The organism is Aulosira sp. FACHB-615 (assembly GCF_014698045.1).
GTDB lineage: Bacteria > Cyanobacteriota > Cyanobacteriia > Cyanobacteriales > Nostocaceae > Nostoc_B.
In genome coordinates this window covers 438194-456353 of record NZ_JACJSE010000003.1, presented here as the reverse complement: position 1 = coordinate 456353, position 18160 = coordinate 438194, and the positions used below count along the sequence as shown (strand labels likewise).

Below are 18160 nucleotides of genomic sequence, written 5' to 3'. Positions count from 1 at the left end.
AATAAATATAAATTTTGCAGTTATTTACTGTAGCAATTGCCAGTAACATTCGATGGCGATCGCGTGTAATCAATTCAGTGTGTCTTAATTTCGTCAATATTGTGGTGTGGAGGAAAATTTTGAAACTAAGACAGATGATCTATCTAGGGATTGTCGGAAGTATTTTTTTGTTGGAGACTCAAGCTGTCAAAGCACAATCAATCGCAAATATTCCCCAACTCAGTGATATTCCACGTCCTCACACCAATGTGAAAGACTGGCTGGCGCAGCAAAATCAACAACCTGAAGTCATACCAGTGACAGGCGTGAGTCTAAACCTGACTGCTAGTGGATTGGAAATTCTCTTAGCAACACCGACATCAGATAAATTACAAACCACTATCAAGAACGAAAACAATAGCTTGATTGCAGATATCCCCAATGCTCAACTGCAATTAACAGGTGATACTTCTTTCCGTCAAGAAAAGCCTGTGGCGGGAATTAAGGAAGTAGTAGTCAGCAATATAGACACCAATACTATCCGAGTCACAGTCACGGGTGAAGAAGGTATCCCGAAAGTCGAGTTAGACGATGATGACACAGGCTTAATTTTTGTTGTCACACCAGTTGTATCCTCCACACCAGCAGCACCAGATACCTCTCAACCTAATACTGAAACAACACCAACTCAACCAGCAGCTGATGTTAAAGAACCGATTGAACTGACGGTGACAGGAGAAAGTGATAGCTATTCAGTACCCGATGCCAGCACTGCAACCAGGACAGATACACCACTGAGGGATATTCCCCAATCAATTCAAGTAATTCCCCGTCAGGTGATTGAAGACCGTAATGTGGTACGTCTTTCGGAATTGGCAGATAACGTCAGTGGCGTACAACCAGAAAGAGGATATGGGGGATTATCGTCATTAGGATATCGAGTGCGTGGGTTCCTGACGAATTTTGAAACTTTACGTAACGGTTTTCCTGATTATGGTTATTTCAGCCCGCGAGATGTGGCGAATATCGAGAGGTTGGAAATCCTCAAAGGGCCAGGGGCGGTACTATATGGCGGTAGTCCCACACAGTATGCAGGCGGAAGTGGTGTGGTGAATACAACTACTAAAAAGCCCCTGACAGAACCTTATTACAGCGCGAGTATGACCTATGGAAGTTATAACTTTTTGCGTCCGACATTGGATATTAGCGGGCCACTGACGGATGACAAATCAGTGCTGTATCGTTTAAACGTCGCCTATGAAAGTTCCGAAAGTTTTCGTGATTTTGTGGAATATGACAGCTTTTTTATCTCGCCTGTGGTAGAGGTGAAAGTAGGCGATCGCACTAAACTTTCCTTTGAATACGAATACCAAAAATATAACTTTGTTTTTGATAATGGTTTTCCCATTGAGCCAGAAATTCTCCAGCTTCCCCGCAGTCGATTTTTAGGAGAACCCAACTTTGCGAATGGGGAAGTGACATTTAACTCATTAACTTATAGATTAGAACACGACTTTGACGACAACTGGAAATTTCGCCAAGGATTTAATGTTCTCAATTCTACTTTAAGTGATGCAAGACAAGCATCTACTGGTTCTTTACGAGATGACCGTCGCACATTAGACCGTTTTTTCTTCGCTTCCGATGAAGAACACGAAAATATCACTTTCCAAAACGAAATTTCTGGCAAGTTTTCTACTGGTTCGATTCGCCATAATGTACTGTTTGGCGTAGATTTAGCGCGAAATTTATTTAACTACCTGTTCGCTCCAGACAGGGAATTATCAATAGATATTTTTGACCCTCAATATGGTGGAACCCCTACACTGGTCGAGGGAGGTTCCCCCTTTGGACGCAGAGTTGTCTCTGAGAATGTTGGTTTATTCGCTCAGAACTTAATTGAACTGACACCTAATTTCAAAGTTTTATTAGGTGGTCGCTTGGACATTAATGATTACCGTCTTCAAGACCGTGTAAGTGGCGATTTTCTGAATGAACAATCCAATACTCGATTTTCGCCGCGAGTGGGAGTGATATATCAACCAAGCGATACGACTTCCCTGTACTTCAATTGGTCGAATGGTTTTTCTCCGCAGTTTCAAGCCAGGAGTCGCACCAATGAACAGTTTGAACCCCAAACTAGCCAGCAATTTGAAGTGGGGATCAAACAAGATTTTCTCGACAATAAACTTTCTGCAACTTTGGCATTCTTTGACATTACTAGGCAGAATGTGTTGACACCAGACCCAGTAGATGATTTATTCAGTATCCAAACTGGAGAACAACGCAGTAGAGGAATTGAATTAGATATTGCAGGTGAAATATTACCTGGTTGGAAAATCATTGCCAACTATGCTTATATTGATGGCAAAGTGACCGAAGATAATCGGATTCCTGTAGGAGATAGATTATTTGGTGTACCAGAACATAGTGCTGGATTGTGGACAACTTATGAACTGCAAAGTGGTAGTTTGCAGGGGTTAGGATTTGGTGCTGGGTTATATTTTGTGGGCGAACAGGAGGTAGATTTACCAAATACATTTACACTACCAAGTTATTGGCGAGCCGATGCTTCTGTCTTTTATCGACGGCAAAATTATCGATTTGCAGTCAACTTTAAGAATATTTCTAATGTTAAATATTATGAGGTTGATGGTTTTAGTATTGATGCTGCGCCACCATTTACGGTGTTAGGAACAGTTTCAGTTGAGTTTTAATTTTCCAAGGATTTATACCAATTCTCTATGAAGATGCAGTTAATTTTTTTACGTAGACGCGCAAGCGGCTTGCCGCAGGCTACCGCCAAGAACGCCAAGTCAGACAAAAATAATTATTTCGTGCAAGCTTACAGAGAATTGGTATTAGCAGTGTTGATGCTGGGAATAATTTCAGGCTGTGCCAGTAATTTTGCTACATCAAATGATCCTGACTCGAATGGGAGAAAATACACACCATTCACTCTGAAGAATTGTGATTTGACAATTACTTATAAACAACCACCAAAACGGGCTGTGACCATGATGCAATCGGCGACGGAAGTCATGTTAGCCTTGGGTCTAGAAAAGCGGATGGTGGGTACAGCCTACCTGGATAATCCGATTTTGCCAGAGTATCAACAGGCATATTCCCAAATTCCGGTATTAGCACCAAAGTACCCATCGCGGGAAGTTTTTTTGGCAGTCGAGCCGGATTTTGTCTTTTCTAATGAGGAAAGTGCTTTTGCCAAAGAAGTAATTGGCTCACAATCAGAGTTACTTAAACTAGGTATTTCTTCTTATTTGTTGCCCATTGAATGCGATCGCCCAGAACTCAGACCTGAACGCGTAACGATGGAAAATTTATATCAACAAATTCGGGAAATTGGGCAGATTTTTGCAGTAGAACAACGAGCAGAAAAGTTAATTGGAGAATTGCGATCGCAACTCGCAGCCACCCAACAAAAGCTAGGGAAGGTGACAACCAAAAAGCGGATTTTTTGGTACGATTCTGAAGACCCTCCCCTAACTGTTTCTAATTGGGGAATGCCTAATCATATTATTGAATTAGCTGGGGGAGAAAATATCTTTAAAGATATCCAAGAAAAAAAAGCATGGGTAACAGTTAATTGGGAAGATGTGATTGCACGTCAACCAGATGTAATTGTGCTGATTGATGCTAACTGGTCATCGGCCGAAGAAAAGCGTAAATTACTCAAATCTCATCCTGTTTACTCTCAGTTAAAAGCAGTGCAGCAGGATAAATTTATTGTCATCGGTTTTAGCTACACCATGCCAGGAATTAGGAATGTTGCAGGGGTGAGAAAATTAGCCGAGGCTTTGTATCCAGAAAATTTTCAATGAGTAGGGGAGATGAGGGGACAAGGGGGACAAGGGGGGCGAGGGGGCGAGGGAGACAAGGGGGACAAGGGGGGCGAGGGGGCGAGGGAGACAAGGGGGACAAGGGGGACAAGGGGGGCGAGGGGGCGAGGGAGACAAGGGGGACAAGGGAGACAAGGGGGACAAGGTAGATAAGTCTGTAATATGACCAATCACAAATGACGAATGACCAATGACCAATCACAAATGACCAATGACTAATCTGATACCAAAGCAATTGCGAAAAAACAAGCAGCAACGCTACAAGCTGCTCATGGTAGCAATGGTTGTGATATTGTTGGTGTCTGTAACTTTGGCGGTGATGATTGGGCCTGTGCCGATTCCGCCTTTGCGAGTATGGCAGATAGCTTTATCCCAAGTGTTTCCCCAGATGACAGGAGACTGGACGCAAGCACAAGTGCAAATTGTCTGGCTGATCCGCTTTCCCCGTGTGCTGTTGGCTTTTTTTGTGGGTGCTGGACTATCGGTGGTTGGTGTGATTATGCAAGCACTGGTACGTAACCCGTTAGCTGACCCATTTATTCTCGGTATTTCCTCTGGCGCGTCCGTTGGTGCTGTTTTAGTCATTTTATTTGGGATTTTCTCATTTTTTGGTGTATATGCCTTATCTGTTGGGGCGTTTCTCGGTGCGCTGTTGGCTTTTTTTGTGGTGTTTTTTTTAGCACGACGACAGGGAAACCTCTCCTCTACCCGCTTAATTTTAGTTGGTGTAGCAGTATCCTCTTTATTTGAGGCGGTAACAAGTTTTTTGGCGATTAAAGCGGGAAGTGGAGAAGCGACAAGACGAGTGTTATTTTGGCTATTGGGAGGACTTTCGGGAACAACTTGGACAGACTTAATTCTGCCTGTGCTGGCTTTGGTCTGGGGAATTTGGTATTTATTACTTCAGACGCGATCGCTCAATGCACTTCTCATCGGTGAAGAAACAGCACGGACTTTAGGAACTGACACCGATAGTTTCCGGAAACAGTTATTTTTTGTTACTTCCCTATTGACAGGTGTCATAGTTGCTGTAAGTGGTGTCATTGGCTTTGTTGGGCTAATGATTCCTCACAGTGTGCGTTTCCTTGTCGGTTCAGATCATCGCCGGGTGTTACCTGTGAGTCTTTTGCTGGGCGGCATTTTCCTCATTTGGGCAGATGTCCTAGCACGTACCATTGTCGCTCCAGAGGAACTACCTATTGGCATTGTTACTGCACTTTTCGGCGCTCCTTTTTTCATTTGGTTGATGCAAGGTAAAGGGGATGGAAAATGAATTTAGAGGTGAAACACCTATGTTGGAGTATTGAGGGAAAACAGATTTTGCATGACATTCATCTGCAAGTGTCATCGGGTGAGTTAGTGGGGCTGATTGGCCCTAATGGTAGTGGTAAATCAAGTTTGCTCAGATGTCTCTATCGTGTCCTGAAGCCAGATAGGGGGGTGATAACTCTCAACGGTAAGAATATCTGGCATTTGAGTACCCGTGAAATGGCACAAACTACAGCAGTTGTTTTGCAAGAGACATCTGCTGATTTTGACTTTACAGTTGCAGAAATGGTACTAATGGGGCGTAATCCCCATCAAGGTTTGTTTGACCGCGAGACAAAAAAAGACCACTTGATAGTTTTGAATGCTTTAATGCAGGTGGGAATGAATGACTTTGCAGAACGTAGTTTTATTTCCCTTTCTGGTGGAGAAAAACAGCGTGTATTAATTGCACGCGCCATCGCTCAACAAGCACAGTTTTTAATTTTGGATGAGCCGACTAATCACCTGGATATTCGCTATCAGTTAGAACTTTTGGAACTGGTGAAGGGTTTGGGGGTGACGGCAATTGCAGCGTTGCATGATTTGAATTTGGCTGCTAGTTATTGCGATCGCATTTATGTTGTTCATCATGGCACAATCAAAGCAGTCGGAACACCCCAAGATTTATTACAACCTAGTTTAATCCGTGAGGTATTTGGCGTAGGTTCAACCGTAGAAACCAACTCAAAGAATGGTAAATTAAACATCAGCTTTTTCTTAGATACAAAATAAATCAGTGTGAAAAAACAGGCATTGCTGAATGAGGGGATGAATTTGATGTCTTGGAAATTTTTAACTCCTTATTCTCTCTGCGTCTTTGCGCCTCTGCGTGAGATAAATCATCCCGCAATTATGCAACGCCAAAAAACAAAACTAAGTTAACAAAAGTCAACAAGCCTACCATCCTTTTCCCTCCCACCTCGCTTTCAAGCTAGGAAGCAAGAGTTTAAAATTCTTACTAGTAATGGCTTTAGAGCTTTTTTGCTAAAAAATATCGCTGATGACCGGGGGGAAAATCCTCTAAAATACCAAAGATTTGATAACCGAGACGTTGGTAAAAACCCAAGGCTTGAAAACTAAAGGTATCTAAGTATGCGTTGCCACAACCGCGTTGTTTAGCTAATTTTTCTGCCTCTAGCATCATTTTGCTGCCATATCCTTGACCGCGCAGTGTTTCGGATACCCAAAGATGCGAAATATACAGCCATTCCCAATTTGTTTTACCAACTAATCCAGCCACAATTGTACTGTCAGCATCTCGCACCCAAATAGCTAAAGGCTCGTATACATCTGGCTGTGTCTGACTGTTGTTATATTCCACCAGATGGCTGATGACAGTACGAATATCTTTTGCATCGGGTTGATGATCGATTGTAATTTTTAGATCACTCATCTGCGTCATTCGTACTAAATGGCGCTAGAATAACACGGAATCGCACTGCCGTAACTTTGGTCTTTCCGAGTCAAGCCTTTGTAAATCCTTCAACTATCTCAAGGTAGAGGTTTGGTAGCGGATTTGACACTATACCCAAATTAGGTTTGTAGCATCTATAACGCTAGTAAGATTTTTATGAATTCCCGGATTCGCTTTTTAATGTGTCCTCCTGACCACTATGATGTAGATTATGTGATTAATCCTTGGATGGAAGGGAATATTCACAAATCCTCACGCGATCGCGCTGTTGAACAGTGGCAGGGTTTATATCAAATTCTCAAAGAACATGCCATTGTAGATTTAGTTACACCGCAAAAAGGCTGGCCTGATTTAGTTTTTACCGCCAACGCCGGTTTAGTTCTGGGGGAAAACGTTGTTCTCAGCCGCTTTTTACACAAAGAACGCCAGGGAGAAGAACCATATTTCAAACAATGGTTTGAAGAAAATGGTTATAAAGTATATGAACTGCCCAAAGATTTACCATTTGAAGGTGCGGGTGATGCACTTCTAGACAGAGAAGGGCGTTGGTTATGGGCGGGATATGGTTTCCGTTCTGAATTAGATTCGCACCCATATCTGGCCAAGTGGCTGGATATTGAAGTGTTATCTCTGCGTTTAATTGATGACAGGTTCTATCACTTAGATACTTGTTTTTGTCCGTTAGCAAATGGCTATTTACTGTATTATCCCGGCGCGTTTGATTCTTACTCCAACCGCTTAATTGAAATGCGCGTCGCCGCAGAAAAGCGCATAGCCATCGCTGAAGCTGATGCTGTCAACTTCGCTTGCAATGCAGTGAATGTTGAGAGTATCGTGATTATGAATAAAGCCAGCGATGCTTTAAAATCTCGGTTGGCAGAAGTTGGTTTTCGAGTCCTGGAAACACCCCTCACCGAATTTCTCAAAGCTGGTGGTGCGGCTAAATGTCTCACTTTACGGGTGACAGAACCAGTCCGCGACGAAGTTCATGCCAATGTTTCTGTCGAAAGTCGGATTATTCGTTTAGAAGGACATTTGCTAGATTCTGGTTTAATTAACCGCGCCTTAGACTTGATTGTTGATACAGGCGGAAGTTTCCAAGTATTGAATTTCAACTTGGGAGAACAGCGCCAAAGTACATCGGCGGCTGAAGTCAAGGTATCAGCACCATCTCACGAGGTGATGGAAGAAATCATCTCGTTGTTAATTGATTTGGGTGCAGTAGACTTACCTCAAGATGAACGTGATGCGAAGCTAGAACCTGTAACTTTGGCTGGTGTCGCGCCTGATGATTTCTACGTCAGCACAATTTATCCCACAGAGGTGCGGATCAATGGGCAATGGGTGAAGGTAGAAAATCAACGGATGGACGGTGCGATCGCCATTACTCAAAGTGCCAATGGTATAGTAGCAAGATGTAAAATTCTGCGGGATTTGGAAGTTGGGGAACAGGTAGTTGTCGATGTACTTGGTATCCGCACCATCCGCAAAACCGAATCGCGCGAACAACGCAACGCCCAAGAATTCAGCTTTATGTCCGCCGGGGTTTCCAGTGAACGCCGCGTTGAATTGGTGGTGGAACAAGTCGCTTGGGAATTACGTAAAATCCGTGATGCTGGCGGTAAAGTAGTTGTCACGGCTGGGCCTGTGGTGATTCACACTGGCGGTGGTGAACATCTTTCTCGCTTGATTCGAGAAGGTTATGTGCAGGCTTTACTGGGCGGAAATGCGATCGCTGTTCACGACATCGAGCAGAATATTATGGGAACATCTCTCGGTGTAGATATGAAGCGGGGTGTTGCAGTGCGTGGTGGACATCGCCATCACCTAAAGGTAATTAATAGCGTTCGTCGTCATGGCAGCATTGCCAAGGCTGTAGAGGCGGGGGCAATTAATAGCGGTGTGATGTATGAATGCGTCCGCAATAACGTGCCTTTTGTCTTAGCTGGTTCCATTCGGGATGACGGGCCTTTGCCTGATACCCAAATGGATTTGATTAAAGCGCAGGAAGAATATGCCCAAAATTTAGAAGGTGCAGAGATGATTTTGATGTTGTCATCGATGCTGCACTCCATTGGGGTGGGGAATATGACCCCATCTGGTGTGAAAATGGTTTGTGTGGATATTAACCCGGCTGTGGTGACTAAATTGAGCGATCGGGGTTCGATTGAATCGGTGGGTGTTGTGACAGATGTGGGATTATTCCTCAGTTTGTTAATCCAGCAGCTTGATAAGTTGACAAGTCCCTACGTTTCTAAGGTAGGTTAGTCAACAGACTACACTAGACGCACACAAAGGAAATGGTAAGAGTAGCTTTAACAAGAGAGTTGCAAATTAACTGGGTTAGTTTCATCGCTGACTTTATGTTGGTAGGAATGGTTTTCGGCCCTCCCATTGCTCCTTTTTTGGCTGCGTCTGGATTATGGTTACTTGGGGGTATTGCGAACATCATTTATTTCATGGGAAATCATGTGTGTCCGCAACCAGAAATGGGCTTAGATTTAGCACCCCCATTTATCATGGCTGTTTGTATGCGCTGTTATGGTACGGTTACAGGTTTGTTAATTACTCGGCTGCTGTATGCTGTGACTGGTGGTAAAGGTTTTTACTGGTTAAGTCAATACGGCTGGAATGGTGCTGCTTTCGCCAGTGTGTTGATGATGGCTTACCCGTTGGAATTAGCAGCACAAATTTTTGACTTGTGGGATTTTAATAATTATCTGGTTACGCCCTTTGGGTTAATTACAGGTTTGGCTTGGGGGCTTTTTACAATGCCGATTTTGCATAGTGGGCAACGTGATTGAATACTGTATGAAGTAATAAAGGTGGGTAAAATCTACATATAAAGGCTAACTTATACTTAAACTATGCCTAAGTTAGATATTATTCACAATGCAGTAAAAAATGCACTGATAAAAGATGGCTGGGCAATTACACATGACCCTTATGTAATTCAGTATCGAAGAACAACATTATACGCTGATCTGGGTACTGATCGGGCGATCACAGCTCAGAGCTAATTACTTTATGGATGGCTCAACCGATTTCGGCGCTTGAGTAAAGATTATGAGGTTTATTCCGACGTGAGTGCAGCGATGATTTATGGTTCTTTGCTTCGTCTCATGGTTAGGCGATTAGCTATTTAATATTTACTTTACGAATCAGCTCTTATCCTGTGTTTATGCAATATTTTACAGAAAATAGGCGATCGCCTACGTATACAGCATAATAGTGGGCTGAGTGCGATCGCATTAGAAGATTTTTTTCTCCTCATAGTGAAAAAAAGCAGGATATTAAGGGCTATTCCTGCTTTCTACTATGAGTTTGCTTGAACATTTAAAGCATATTCTTTAAATCTTTCTAAATCAGCCTGAATTGTTGATTCTACAACCCTGCCTAAAAACAGGTTATCCATAATTTTGCCAATAATGCCAGGGATAGCATAGGACACAGTTAGCTTGACAATACTACTAGTGTGGCGATCGTAAAATCGAATCGCTCCCTGATTTGGCAAACCATCAATTGATTTCCACTGGATAATCTGGTTAGGGATAATTTTGAGAATCTGAGATTTCCAGGTAAATTCTAAACCGCCAGTGTTGAGTTTCCAAATAGATATTTCTGGATCATCAGGCGGTATTTTGACCGAATCAATCCATTTCATCCATCGGGGCATTTGTTCTAAATCAGACCACAGACTCCACACTAAATCAATGGGAGCCTCTACTTCTACCTGTACACTATGCTCTAGCCAATCTGACATTCTTTGTTCTTCCTCTGGGGTGCGCTACTGCTTGATTGTCTCTAAAATCGCTTTTGCTGCCCGTCTTCCAGAAATTGTTGCTCCTTCCATACTATCGATATAATCTTGCTGGGTATAGCTACCTGCTAGGAAGAAATTAGGAATGGGAGTTTTTTGGTTGGGGCGGTATAAATCCATCCCTGGGGCTTCTCGATAAAGAGATTGGGCAAGTTTCACAACACCATACCAAGTCATGTTGAGTTCCCGCGATGAGGGGAAAAGTTCATGTACTTGCTTGAGGACGTGCTGGGCGATCGCTTCGTTACTTTCCTTAATAAATGGATCTCCCGGTGTGAGTACTAGTTGCAGTAATGAACCTTGTCCTGGGCGATAGTAATCACTAGGACTAGTCAACGCCAAGTCAGCAAAACAAGAAAAGTCTGCATCAGCAGTATACAGCAAGTTATCTATGCCTGCGGCATGGTTGAGTTGTTGACGTTTCTCAGCATCTTGCAATTCTGTCACCCAACCATCAAAACGCAACTGGACTGTAGCTACAGGTACTGCATCTAATTTATAAATATTGTCAAATTCCGACCATTTTCGCCAATCTGCGGGTAATATTCGCTGAATACCTGGAATATCACAGGCGCAGACATAAGCATCTGCGGTGATGGTTTCTGTGGTATCACCTTGAGCTACGACTATCCCAGTAACGTGGGTTTGTCCATCTGCTTCGGCAAATTGAATTTCTCGGACTTGGCGACGAGTATAAACTTGCGTGCCTCTGGCTGCCAAATATTCCAGAATTGGTTTATGTAAATATCCTTCCGGGGAACCTTCCAACATCCGCAACACAGAAGCTTCAGTTCTGACTGCGAAAAACTGGAAGATAGTCAACATACAACGGGCAGAAATATTTTCGCAGTCAATGAATCCCAACGCATAAGCGATGGGATTCCACATCCGTTTAATGCTACCTTCACTACCACCGTGACGACGAAACCAATCAGCAAAGCTAATTTTATCTAGGTTGCGGATGGTTTTCATTGCCCCGTCAAAGTCTACTAATCCTCTGACAATGGGACTGGTACCAAGGGCGATCGCATTTTGTAACTTATCTTGTAAAGATAGTTGGGAAGTTGTGAAAAATGCTTTCAAGCCATTAAAAGGCGCACCTGTGAAAAAACGAAAATCTAATGCACCGGTGCGTCCGCCCTTATTAATAAAAGTATGGGTGTGTTCTTTCAGGCGTAAATGTGACAACGCACCCACTTTTTCCATTAACTCAAACAATTGATAGTAGCAGCCAAAAAAGACGTGCAAACCCATTTCTACATGGTTGCCATCGCCATCTACCCAACTGCCGACTTTACCACCAACAAACGGACGGGACTCAAAAATCTGGACTTCACAGCCAGCATCGGCTAAATCTACTGCGGTTGCTAGTCCAGCCAATCCCGCACCTACAATTGCAACGCGCATTCCGTTCTACCTCTTCAGTTTCTTTACAAATTGTAACTGGGTTGGTGTCGGAATTTGCCACTAGCATCAAGCCGATTTGCGAGGTTTCACACTCGCTGAGTTAGAAATTAGTTGTCAGAGATTGATCAGGAGTCCACCAGTATGTAGATGCACTATGGGGTTCAACCCAGGAGTAATAAAAGCTATTTTATTACTTGATTTAATTCCTGATTACTAAATTTACTTCCTGCAAAATGCTTGTGTGGGGTTACACAAACAGAAGTAAAGGTGGACTGAAAAAGCATAATAGATATTTCTAGTCAAAGTAGTGACTATTCTAGGATGCTTTTTCTTTTCTATTTTGCTTCCTTGTTGTCATCAGATACTGGTAATCCTCGAATCAGTTCTCGAATTACATCTGTTGCAGGTCTACCTGTCTGTTGACAATATTTTTCTAGCTTTTCTGCTTCCTGTGTTGCTAGATTCACAGTTATACGTTTAACGGCCCATTTTTTATTAGTCATTATCATGCTATCTGCTGTATGTTAACACCATCAAAACAACAAAAGACTCCAGATAAGGAGGTATAAGATTATCAGAGTTTGTGTCAAGAAACAAGCAATGCTACAGACACAAAAATCATCATTTTGTCAAATTATTCATCATTTTTGTGGAAGATAATCAGAACGGGATCACTATTGTGGCAGGAAAAGTCCTTGGTGTACATTCATGAGTTGTAACAATTGCACTAATGATGTTTTCAAGACAACCTGACATGAAATTTTATCAATTAATTTGAGATACCTAAGCTTCACTCAATTGAGATTACCGATATTTTTATTCAGAAAAATTATTTCAACTTTTCTGCTGCATCACCTCATTTGTCAACAACGTTAGACGCTAATACATCTACTAGTTATTTAGGTGTGTATATTTGACTGGTAATTACCCAATAGTAAGCACCTACAAAGGTTCACTCCCAATATTCACCAGTTTTTATCTGAATTTAGGCATGATTTTTTGGTACTCATTGGGTGAATATATCAACAAATTATGGTTGATGATTTCAGCAATCATTGACTGACTCTTTTATCTCAAATGGGTAAAAATGAGATTTGATTAATTACTATTTTTAGTAGTAATACAGTGATGTTTGAGTTGATTACGAATTCTGTGCTGAAGTTTTCGTAAATTTTGCAATTATAGTTTTGTTCTGCACACATCACTATTTTCGTTTCATGATTTGATCAACTATGACAAGTCTCTAATTGATGAAACGAATTTTAGTCAGTCTGTCGTACAAACTTAGGAATAAATCTCAATTTGCTTTGGAAAAATTTTAATTCTTTTTTAGCTTCCCTCCTTGGAAATTCCAGTCCAAAATTATTTAATCAGCACTCACCTCATAAGGGAATAGTTGCTTGATTTTTAGTGTTAAGGCTATTATAACCATGATTTTTCGGCTTTAAATAATCTTCATTTAGTACTTGATTAGCAGGTTTATCGAACTTTATAAAAAAAATATAAAGGATAAAATGTCTGAAATAAAGTTTTCAGTAATTACTGAGAAAAATAACCTTGATGATTATCAAGAAGCCTCAGAATTTCAACATTTTAGGATAAAGTTCAAATAGTTATTTAACTTCCTCATTAAGATGTTCAAAAAATGATCACTGGAATAGTTATCATAATTTAGTGAAAAAATTACCGAAAATTTCCAGCATATCTATGCTTCATGAACTTTGCATAAAGTAATTTAGCCAAGCCCTAAATATTGATGGGCAGAATAATCTAAAAACACAAGCAAATCTGCTTTGTATTTGTCTTCACTAGCCAACTAAACAAATCCTGAAATTTTGGGATTTTGGGGGAAGATAAGGGAAAAGAGGCAAGAGGGAACACTGATCCTGCTGGAGACGCTACGCGAATGACAAGCTATACCAAGTTGCAATCAAAGACATTAATTTGAGCTGGGAGTGGGGAGTAGGAATACTATTTCTGAACGCAACCTATACCAAATTGAAGAATGATTGCGACAAATGAATTGCCCAAAAGCTTACCAGTAAAGCCTGTCTCAATCCAAAATCTAAAATCTAACATGGTATTGGTATAAGGATTTTAGACACATACACCCCTATACCCTCGCCAAAACCCTTGATTTTTCGTTTTTATGCGGTAAGTCCTAATGTTGATGAAATTACAGTTGTGGCATAAGTTGTAAAGTGCCAAGACCCAAATCTTTGGGTGAAAGCGATCGCGCTTCAAACAAAGCCACCATATCGCGCAGTTGAGGATTACCGCGAGCTGCGCCGGTTAATCCTTTGGCAATAATTAAACCGCAGTAACCTTTGGTGTTCTTACACCTCTGATTCCATTTTTTGCGAGCTTCGACATGGATGGGATCATCATCTAAAAATTCGCCGAATAAAAACAATTCACCATTTTGAGTTTGCAGCAAACCCAAGTCGTAGCGATCGCCATCAAACGGATCAGCGCCAGGATTAAAGCAGATGGCTTTGAGTCCACCAGCCGCTTCTATATTTTCAATTACCGTCTTGGCTTTGGGGCGGGAAGTTTGAATCAAGATTACAGGTAATCCATCACCTACCTGTTTAATTTCCCCGGCTGGATGATAAGTTACACCTTTGCGGAGATATTCCAACATTTCCCAAGACACCACACCCAAGCTGAGAAAAGAATCTTCAGGAATTAAATCATCGCGTAAAGACCGGAAAATCGGGGAATCTGATGTGTCTATTTCCGATTCATCTGTACCAAAGCCAGCCATTTCTTCTAACTCAGCAGCCAATTTTGGCATCGAAGCAACCTTCACTGGAACCGATTTAGTTGCGCCCTCGGCTTCGGGAAGAGAAATTCGATAGCGATGGCTGAGTTCCGGGAAGGTGTCATCAGATAACTGACGACGATGGTCACGAATAAAACGACATAAACTTTCTAAAGCAACATAAACTACTAGCGCCTCTTCGTCATATAAAACAGAACGCAGTCCTTCTAAGGGGTGAATGTTGCCAAAAGTCGGGGCGATTTCTGATAACTCCATCTCGGCTAAATCGTCTGTTTCATCTTCATCCTCGTCATCCGCATCGAGGCTTTCAAAAGTGAGAAATAGACAATCTTGCTTGAGAAAAGCTTCTTCTAAATGTCCTTGGGAATCTTCATGTTGCAAAACTGCGGCCCGAAAACGTTGCAGGGATTCTTCCGAGCGATAAAACAAAATGCCGTACTCCATCCCCAACATTCCCATGACTGAGGCATAAAGTTTCCCGACATCCCATTTATTAATTTCGATGGAGATAATTTGCTGTTCTTCCAAAAATTCCCAAGGGGCTGCTTGCCAAAGGGCAAAAGCCTTTTCTTGCAAAGCTTGGGCATACTGTGGCGGTAAATCTGGAATTTGGCTATCAACAATTTCTGCAAAGCCGCGAAATAATTCATCAATTAAGGGTAAGTCTGGGGCGTAGTCAATCACAATATCTAAATCTTGCAGCACGCCACGCAGGTAAAATTGAATTTCTCGGTCTTTGACTACAATTTTTTGGGGTCTGGCAGGTTTAGCCGGACTGTGGGGATGCTCCATTGCCCGCATCAGGGTGCGAACAATTGCTTCTGGGCCTGTTTCGGGAGGTACTACATCCATGCCACGAACAACACCTTGTGAGCCATCAACCCAAAGAATACAATCACCATTGGCCGATGAGTCGGAATGCGGGATTGGTGACGATGACAATGGACGGCGATCGCCCTCCCATACAGAAGGAATTTGGGGTAATTTATTCAACCGACGATTGGTAGAGCGATTAAAACTTGTCATAGAGTCAGTTCATCAAAGGAAGCAATTTGTATATCAACTGTTGGGGATGGCTAACCTGGAAAGAAATTTTCCGGGCTGTACCTGGAGAGGAATGGCGACTCAGGTTGCCACAAGGCTGAAATTCTGAAAATACCGAATGTTTAAATACACCGAGTCTCTCAATTCTAGAATAAAAAGCTTTGCCTGCTTTTGACGGAGTGTTTACAATTGGCAATTTCTGGCCTCAATGTCGCTAGAATATATACACAAATTACCCATCAACCCAGCAGCAATTACAAGTTTGTATAAAGTTACTAGTTATTAAGGAGTTAACAAAATATGACACAAGCAACCCAACCTCAACAACGTGGCATTTTATTAAGCGAAGCAGCTTTGCGCCAAGTCAAACTCCTGCAAGCGCAACAAGGTCAAGATTTATGCCTGCGGGTAGGAGTGCGACAAGGGGGATGCTCCGGGATGTCTTATATGATGGACTTTGAAGACAAGAGCAAGATCACCCCCCAGGATGACGTTTTTGACTATGACGGCTTTCAAATTGTTTGCGATCGCAAAAGCCTGTTGTATTTGTATGGCTTGATGCTTGACTATAGCAATGCGATGATTGGCGGCGGTTTTCAGTTCACTAACCCTAACGCTAGTCAAACCTGTGGTTGTGGTAAGTCATTTGGTGTGTAGTAAGATTGTCATTTGTCATTTGTTCTTTATATTGACTAATGACTCTTGACCAATGACTATTGACTCTTGACTAATGACTAACACCGTTGAATCCTTGTTTGATGAAGGTTTGGAACGTTATAAAGCTGGCGAATCAGTGGATGCTTTGATCCCTGTGTTTAAGGAGGTATGCGATCGCGCTCCCAAAACCGCCGCCGCTTGGATTTGTCTAGCATGGTTATATATGTTAGACAACAAGTCCAACTTAGCTTATAAGGCTGCACAAAAAGCTGTCAAGCTAAGTCCCCAAGACCCACAAGCCAGAGTTAATTTAGCTATAGCAATGCTAGAAACTGGTCAAAAAGGGTTACGCCAACACATTGATGTTGTACAACAGTTATTCTTGGTAAACCCAGAATGGCGCGATGAAATTAACAGTAGTATTGAAGACGGTCTGAGTCGAAAACCAGACTGGGAAAGTCTCAGAAAAGTTAAGAAGTGGTTATTTGAAGAGTAGAGGTGAGAGGATAGAGGTTAGCGGCTAGGGGCTAGAGGTGAAAGTAACATCCTTAGTGAGCGTCACTTTGTCATAGCTAATTTATATTGCTTAATTTTTATATTCCTAACCTCTAGCCCCTAGCCCTAGCCCCTAGTCTCAAATTGTCGATATGAAAGATAAACTACTAAATTGGCTGAACTTGATTTTGGTAGCCGATGTGTTCTTGGTGTTATTTGGCTTTGGTTGGTTTGCGATCGCAGTTTTTGGTGATGCTGCGGGCATAAATTTGGGTCTTGATTTATGGCACAAGCTTTGGCAACCATTATTTAACCCCGCTATTGGCATCCTGATGGGGGGTGCAATTTTAAGCGGAATTATCAGTTGGGTATCTCGGAAATTTCTCACTGATTAGTTATTTGTCAATAGTCAATAGTCCAGTTTTTTGACTATTGACTATTGACTTTTATTATAAAATTTGCTTCAAAGCTGGTTGTAAATTGGGATATTGATAGGTGAAACCTGATTCTAAAGTGCGCTTTGGCAGAACCTGTTGACCTTCTAAAACGACAATTGCGCCGTCTCCCAGTAAAGCTTCAATGGCAAAAGCCGGAACAGGCAACCAAGAAGGACGATTTAAGACTGTTCCGACAGTTTGAGCCAGATCATTCATCCGCACCGGATTTGGAGCAGTGGCATTATATACTCCTTCCATATCTGACTTGCTTAAAGCTTGCAAAATTAAGTTCACTACATCGTCAATATGAATCCACGAAAACCATTGGCGACCACTACCAATTGGCCCTCCAGCAAACATCTGAAAAGGTGGAATCATTTTGGCTAAAGCTCCACCCTTACCAAGAACAATCCCAAAACGCAGAATTACCAGTCGCACACCCGCATCTTTAACCTTTGTGGCTTCTGCTTCCCAGGCTTGGCAGACTTGAGCCAAAAAATCATTACCCGATACACTGGCTTCATCAAAAGTAGCGGTTTCACTTGTACCGTAGAAACCAATAGCCGAAGTGTTAACTAATACTCTGGGTTTGGAGTTAGCTTTAGCTATGGCTTCAACTATTTTCTGAGTACCTAGCTGACGACTATTGAGGATTTCTTGCTTACGTTCTGCTGTCCAGCGTCCCTCACCAATAGGTTCGCCTGCCAGATTCACGACAGCTTCGCAACCACTAACGGCATCTTGCCAAGTACCTGATGTTGTTGGTGTGTATGTAATAATTTCTACACTAGGAAAATTGACGGCTGGAAACACCTTTTGAGCAAAACCAGCATTACGTGTTAATACCAATACTTGATGACCTTCGGTTTGCAGTCTTTCTACTAAACGACTCCCGACTAATCCTGTTGCTCCTGTAATTGCTACTTTCATTCTGCACCTCCCCAAAGCCTTATACAA

16 protein-coding genes and 1 pseudogene are annotated in these 18160 nt (G+C 42.1%); 11 read left to right on the top strand and 6 right to left on the bottom strand.

From position 1 onward, the window contains the following. The first annotated feature begins 14 nt into the window (after positions 1-14). From H6G77_RS06730 to H6G77_RS06715, 4 genes are all read left to right on the top strand, one after another. Complete coding sequence (locus H6G77_RS06730; RefSeq protein ID WP_313954483.1) at positions 15-2696, top strand: TonB-dependent siderophore receptor; 2682 nt, start codon at positions 15-17, stop codon at positions 2694-2696. A 33-nt stretch (positions 2697-2729) separates the two neighbouring features. Next, positions 2730-3818 (top strand): ABC transporter substrate-binding protein, encoded by a 1089-nt coding sequence (locus H6G77_RS06725; RefSeq protein ID WP_190871161.1) that lies wholly within the window; start codon positions 2730-2732, stop codon positions 3816-3818. Between the two features lie 229 nt (positions 3819-4047). Continuing rightward, entirely contained in the window at positions 4048-5109 is a 1062-nt protein-coding gene (locus H6G77_RS06720) for an iron ABC transporter permease (protein WP_190871160.1), read from the top strand. Beyond that, on the top strand, positions 5106-5876 hold the full coding sequence (locus tag H6G77_RS06715) for an ABC transporter ATP-binding protein (RefSeq protein WP_190871159.1): 771 nt from the start codon (positions 5106-5108) through the stop codon (positions 5874-5876). Before H6G77_RS06720 ends, H6G77_RS06715 begins: the two co-directional genes overlap by 4 nt. A 238-nt stretch (positions 5877-6114) precedes the next feature. On the opposite strand, the gene H6G77_RS06710 is transcribed toward H6G77_RS06715, so the two are convergent. After that, positions 6115-6537, bottom strand: a complete 423-nt coding sequence (locus tag H6G77_RS06710) for a GNAT family N-acetyltransferase (RefSeq protein ID WP_190590664.1) — start codon at positions 6535-6537, stop codon at positions 6115-6117. A gap of 177 nt (positions 6538-6714) precedes the next feature. On the opposite strand from H6G77_RS06710, the gene H6G77_RS06705 reads away from it, so the two are divergent. From H6G77_RS06705 to H6G77_RS06690, 4 genes and pseudogenes are all read left to right on the top strand, one after another. Next, positions 6715-8826 (top strand): TIGR00300 family protein, encoded by a 2112-nt coding sequence (locus H6G77_RS06705; RefSeq protein ID WP_190871158.1) that lies wholly within the window; start codon positions 6715-6717, stop codon positions 8824-8826. Positions 8827-8858: 32 nt separating this feature from the next. Then, on the top strand, positions 8859-9362 hold the full coding sequence (locus H6G77_RS06700; RefSeq protein ID WP_190871157.1) for a DUF2085 domain-containing protein: 504 nt from the start codon (positions 8859-8861) through the stop codon (positions 9360-9362). A gap of 63 nt (positions 9363-9425) precedes the next feature. Beyond that, positions 9426-9578, top strand: coding sequence for a XisH family protein (locus H6G77_RS06695; protein WP_242048195.1), 153 nt, complete (start codon positions 9426-9428; stop codon positions 9576-9578). 6 nt (positions 9579-9584) lie between these two features. Further along, positions 9585-9704: pseudogene (locus tag H6G77_RS06690) on the top strand (IS5/IS1182 family transposase); the annotation flags it as partial. A 170-nt stretch (positions 9705-9874) separates the two neighbouring features. On the opposite strand, the gene H6G77_RS06685 reads toward H6G77_RS06690, so the two are convergent. The 4 genes from H6G77_RS06685 to H6G77_RS06670 all read right to left on the bottom strand — a co-directional run bounded on the left by H6G77_RS06685 (position 9875) and on the right by H6G77_RS06670 (position 15596). Then, positions 9875-10321, bottom strand: a complete 447-nt coding sequence (locus tag H6G77_RS06685) for an SRPBCC family protein (RefSeq protein WP_190871156.1) — start codon at positions 10319-10321, stop codon at positions 9875-9877. A gap of 24 nt (positions 10322-10345) precedes the next feature. Then, the gene (gene zds / locus H6G77_RS06680; RefSeq protein WP_190871155.1) at positions 10346-11785 is read right to left on the bottom strand and encodes a 9,9'-di-cis-zeta-carotene desaturase; all 1440 of its coding nucleotides are present in this window, start codon (positions 11783-11785) and stop codon (positions 10346-10348) included. 335 nt (positions 11786-12120) lie between these two features. Further along, entirely contained in the window at positions 12121-12294 is a 174-nt protein-coding gene (locus H6G77_RS06675; protein ID WP_190871154.1) for a CopG family transcriptional regulator, read from the bottom strand. 1667 nt (positions 12295-13961) lie between these two features. Further along, on the bottom strand, positions 13962-15596 hold the full coding sequence (locus H6G77_RS06670; protein ID WP_190871153.1) for a DUF6930 domain-containing protein: 1635 nt from the start codon (positions 15594-15596) through the stop codon (positions 13962-13964). Positions 15597-15914: 318 nt separating this feature from the next. On the opposite strand from H6G77_RS06670, the gene H6G77_RS06665 reads away from it, so the two are divergent. The 3 genes from H6G77_RS06665 (at position 15915) to H6G77_RS06655 (ending at position 17161) form a co-directional block, all read left to right on the top strand. Further along, positions 15915-16271, top strand: a complete 357-nt coding sequence (locus H6G77_RS06665; RefSeq protein WP_190590670.1) for an iron-sulfur cluster assembly accessory protein — start codon at positions 15915-15917, stop codon at positions 16269-16271. Between the two features lie 73 nt (positions 16272-16344). After that, positions 16345-16767: a hypothetical protein gene (locus tag H6G77_RS06660; protein ID WP_190673608.1), complete on the top strand. Its 423-nt coding sequence runs from the start codon at positions 16345-16347 to the stop codon at positions 16765-16767. Between the two features lie 151 nt (positions 16768-16918). Beyond that, complete coding sequence (locus tag H6G77_RS06655; RefSeq protein WP_062297575.1) at positions 16919-17161, top strand: hypothetical protein; 243 nt, start codon at positions 16919-16921, stop codon at positions 17159-17161. A gap of 54 nt (positions 17162-17215) precedes the next feature. Here H6G77_RS06655 and H6G77_RS06650 read toward each other — a convergent pair whose 3' ends face one another. Then, positions 17216-18133 (bottom strand): TIGR01777 family oxidoreductase, encoded by a 918-nt coding sequence (locus H6G77_RS06650; protein WP_190590672.1) that lies wholly within the window; start codon positions 18131-18133, stop codon positions 17216-17218. Between the last annotated feature and the right edge of the window lie 27 nt (positions 18134-18160).

Bases quoted from the DNA above. Each gene is read 5' to 3' on its own strand.
- H6G77_RS06660 (WP_190673608.1), top strand. From the start codon at position 16,345: ATGACTAACACCGTTGAATCCTTGTTTGATGAAGGTTTGGAACGTTAT.
- zds (WP_190871155.1), bottom strand. From the start codon at position 11,785: ATGCGCGTTGCAATTGTAGGTGCGGGATTGGCTGGACTAGCAACCGCA.
- H6G77_RS06695 (WP_242048195.1), top strand. From the start codon at position 9,426: ATGCCTAAGTTAGATATTATTCACAATGCAGTAAAAAATGCACTGATA.
- H6G77_RS06665 (WP_190590670.1), top strand. From the start codon at position 15,915: ATGACACAAGCAACCCAACCTCAACAACGTGGCATTTTATTAAGCGAA.
- H6G77_RS06700 (WP_190871157.1), top strand. From the start codon at position 8,859: ATGGTAAGAGTAGCTTTAACAAGAGAGTTGCAAATTAACTGGGTTAGT.
- H6G77_RS06655 (WP_062297575.1), top strand. From the start codon at position 16,919: ATGAAAGATAAACTACTAAATTGGCTGAACTTGATTTTGGTAGCCGAT.
- H6G77_RS06650 (WP_190590672.1), bottom strand. From the start codon at position 18,133: ATGAAAGTAGCAATTACAGGAGCAACAGGATTAGTCGGGAGTCGTTTA.
- H6G77_RS06710 (WP_190590664.1), bottom strand. From the start codon at position 6,537: ATGAGTGATCTAAAAATTACAATCGATCATCAACCCGATGCAAAAGAT.
- H6G77_RS06670 (WP_190871153.1), bottom strand. From the start codon at position 15,596: ATGACAAGTTTTAATCGCTCTACCAATCGTCGGTTGAATAAATTACCC.
- H6G77_RS06685 (WP_190871156.1), bottom strand. From the start codon at position 10,321: ATGTCAGATTGGCTAGAGCATAGTGTACAGGTAGAAGTAGAGGCTCCC.
- H6G77_RS06705 (WP_190871158.1), top strand. From the start codon at position 6,715: ATGAATTCCCGGATTCGCTTTTTAATGTGTCCTCCTGACCACTATGAT.
- H6G77_RS06715 (WP_190871159.1), top strand. From the start codon at position 5,106: ATGAATTTAGAGGTGAAACACCTATGTTGGAGTATTGAGGGAAAACAG.
- H6G77_RS06725 (WP_190871161.1), top strand. From the start codon at position 2,730: ATGCAGTTAATTTTTTTACGTAGACGCGCAAGCGGCTTGCCGCAGGCT.
- H6G77_RS06675 (WP_190871154.1), bottom strand. From the start codon at position 12,294: ATGATAATGACTAATAAAAAATGGGCCGTTAAACGTATAACTGTGAAT.
- H6G77_RS06720 (WP_190871160.1), top strand. From the start codon at position 4,048: ATGACTAATCTGATACCAAAGCAATTGCGAAAAAACAAGCAGCAACGC.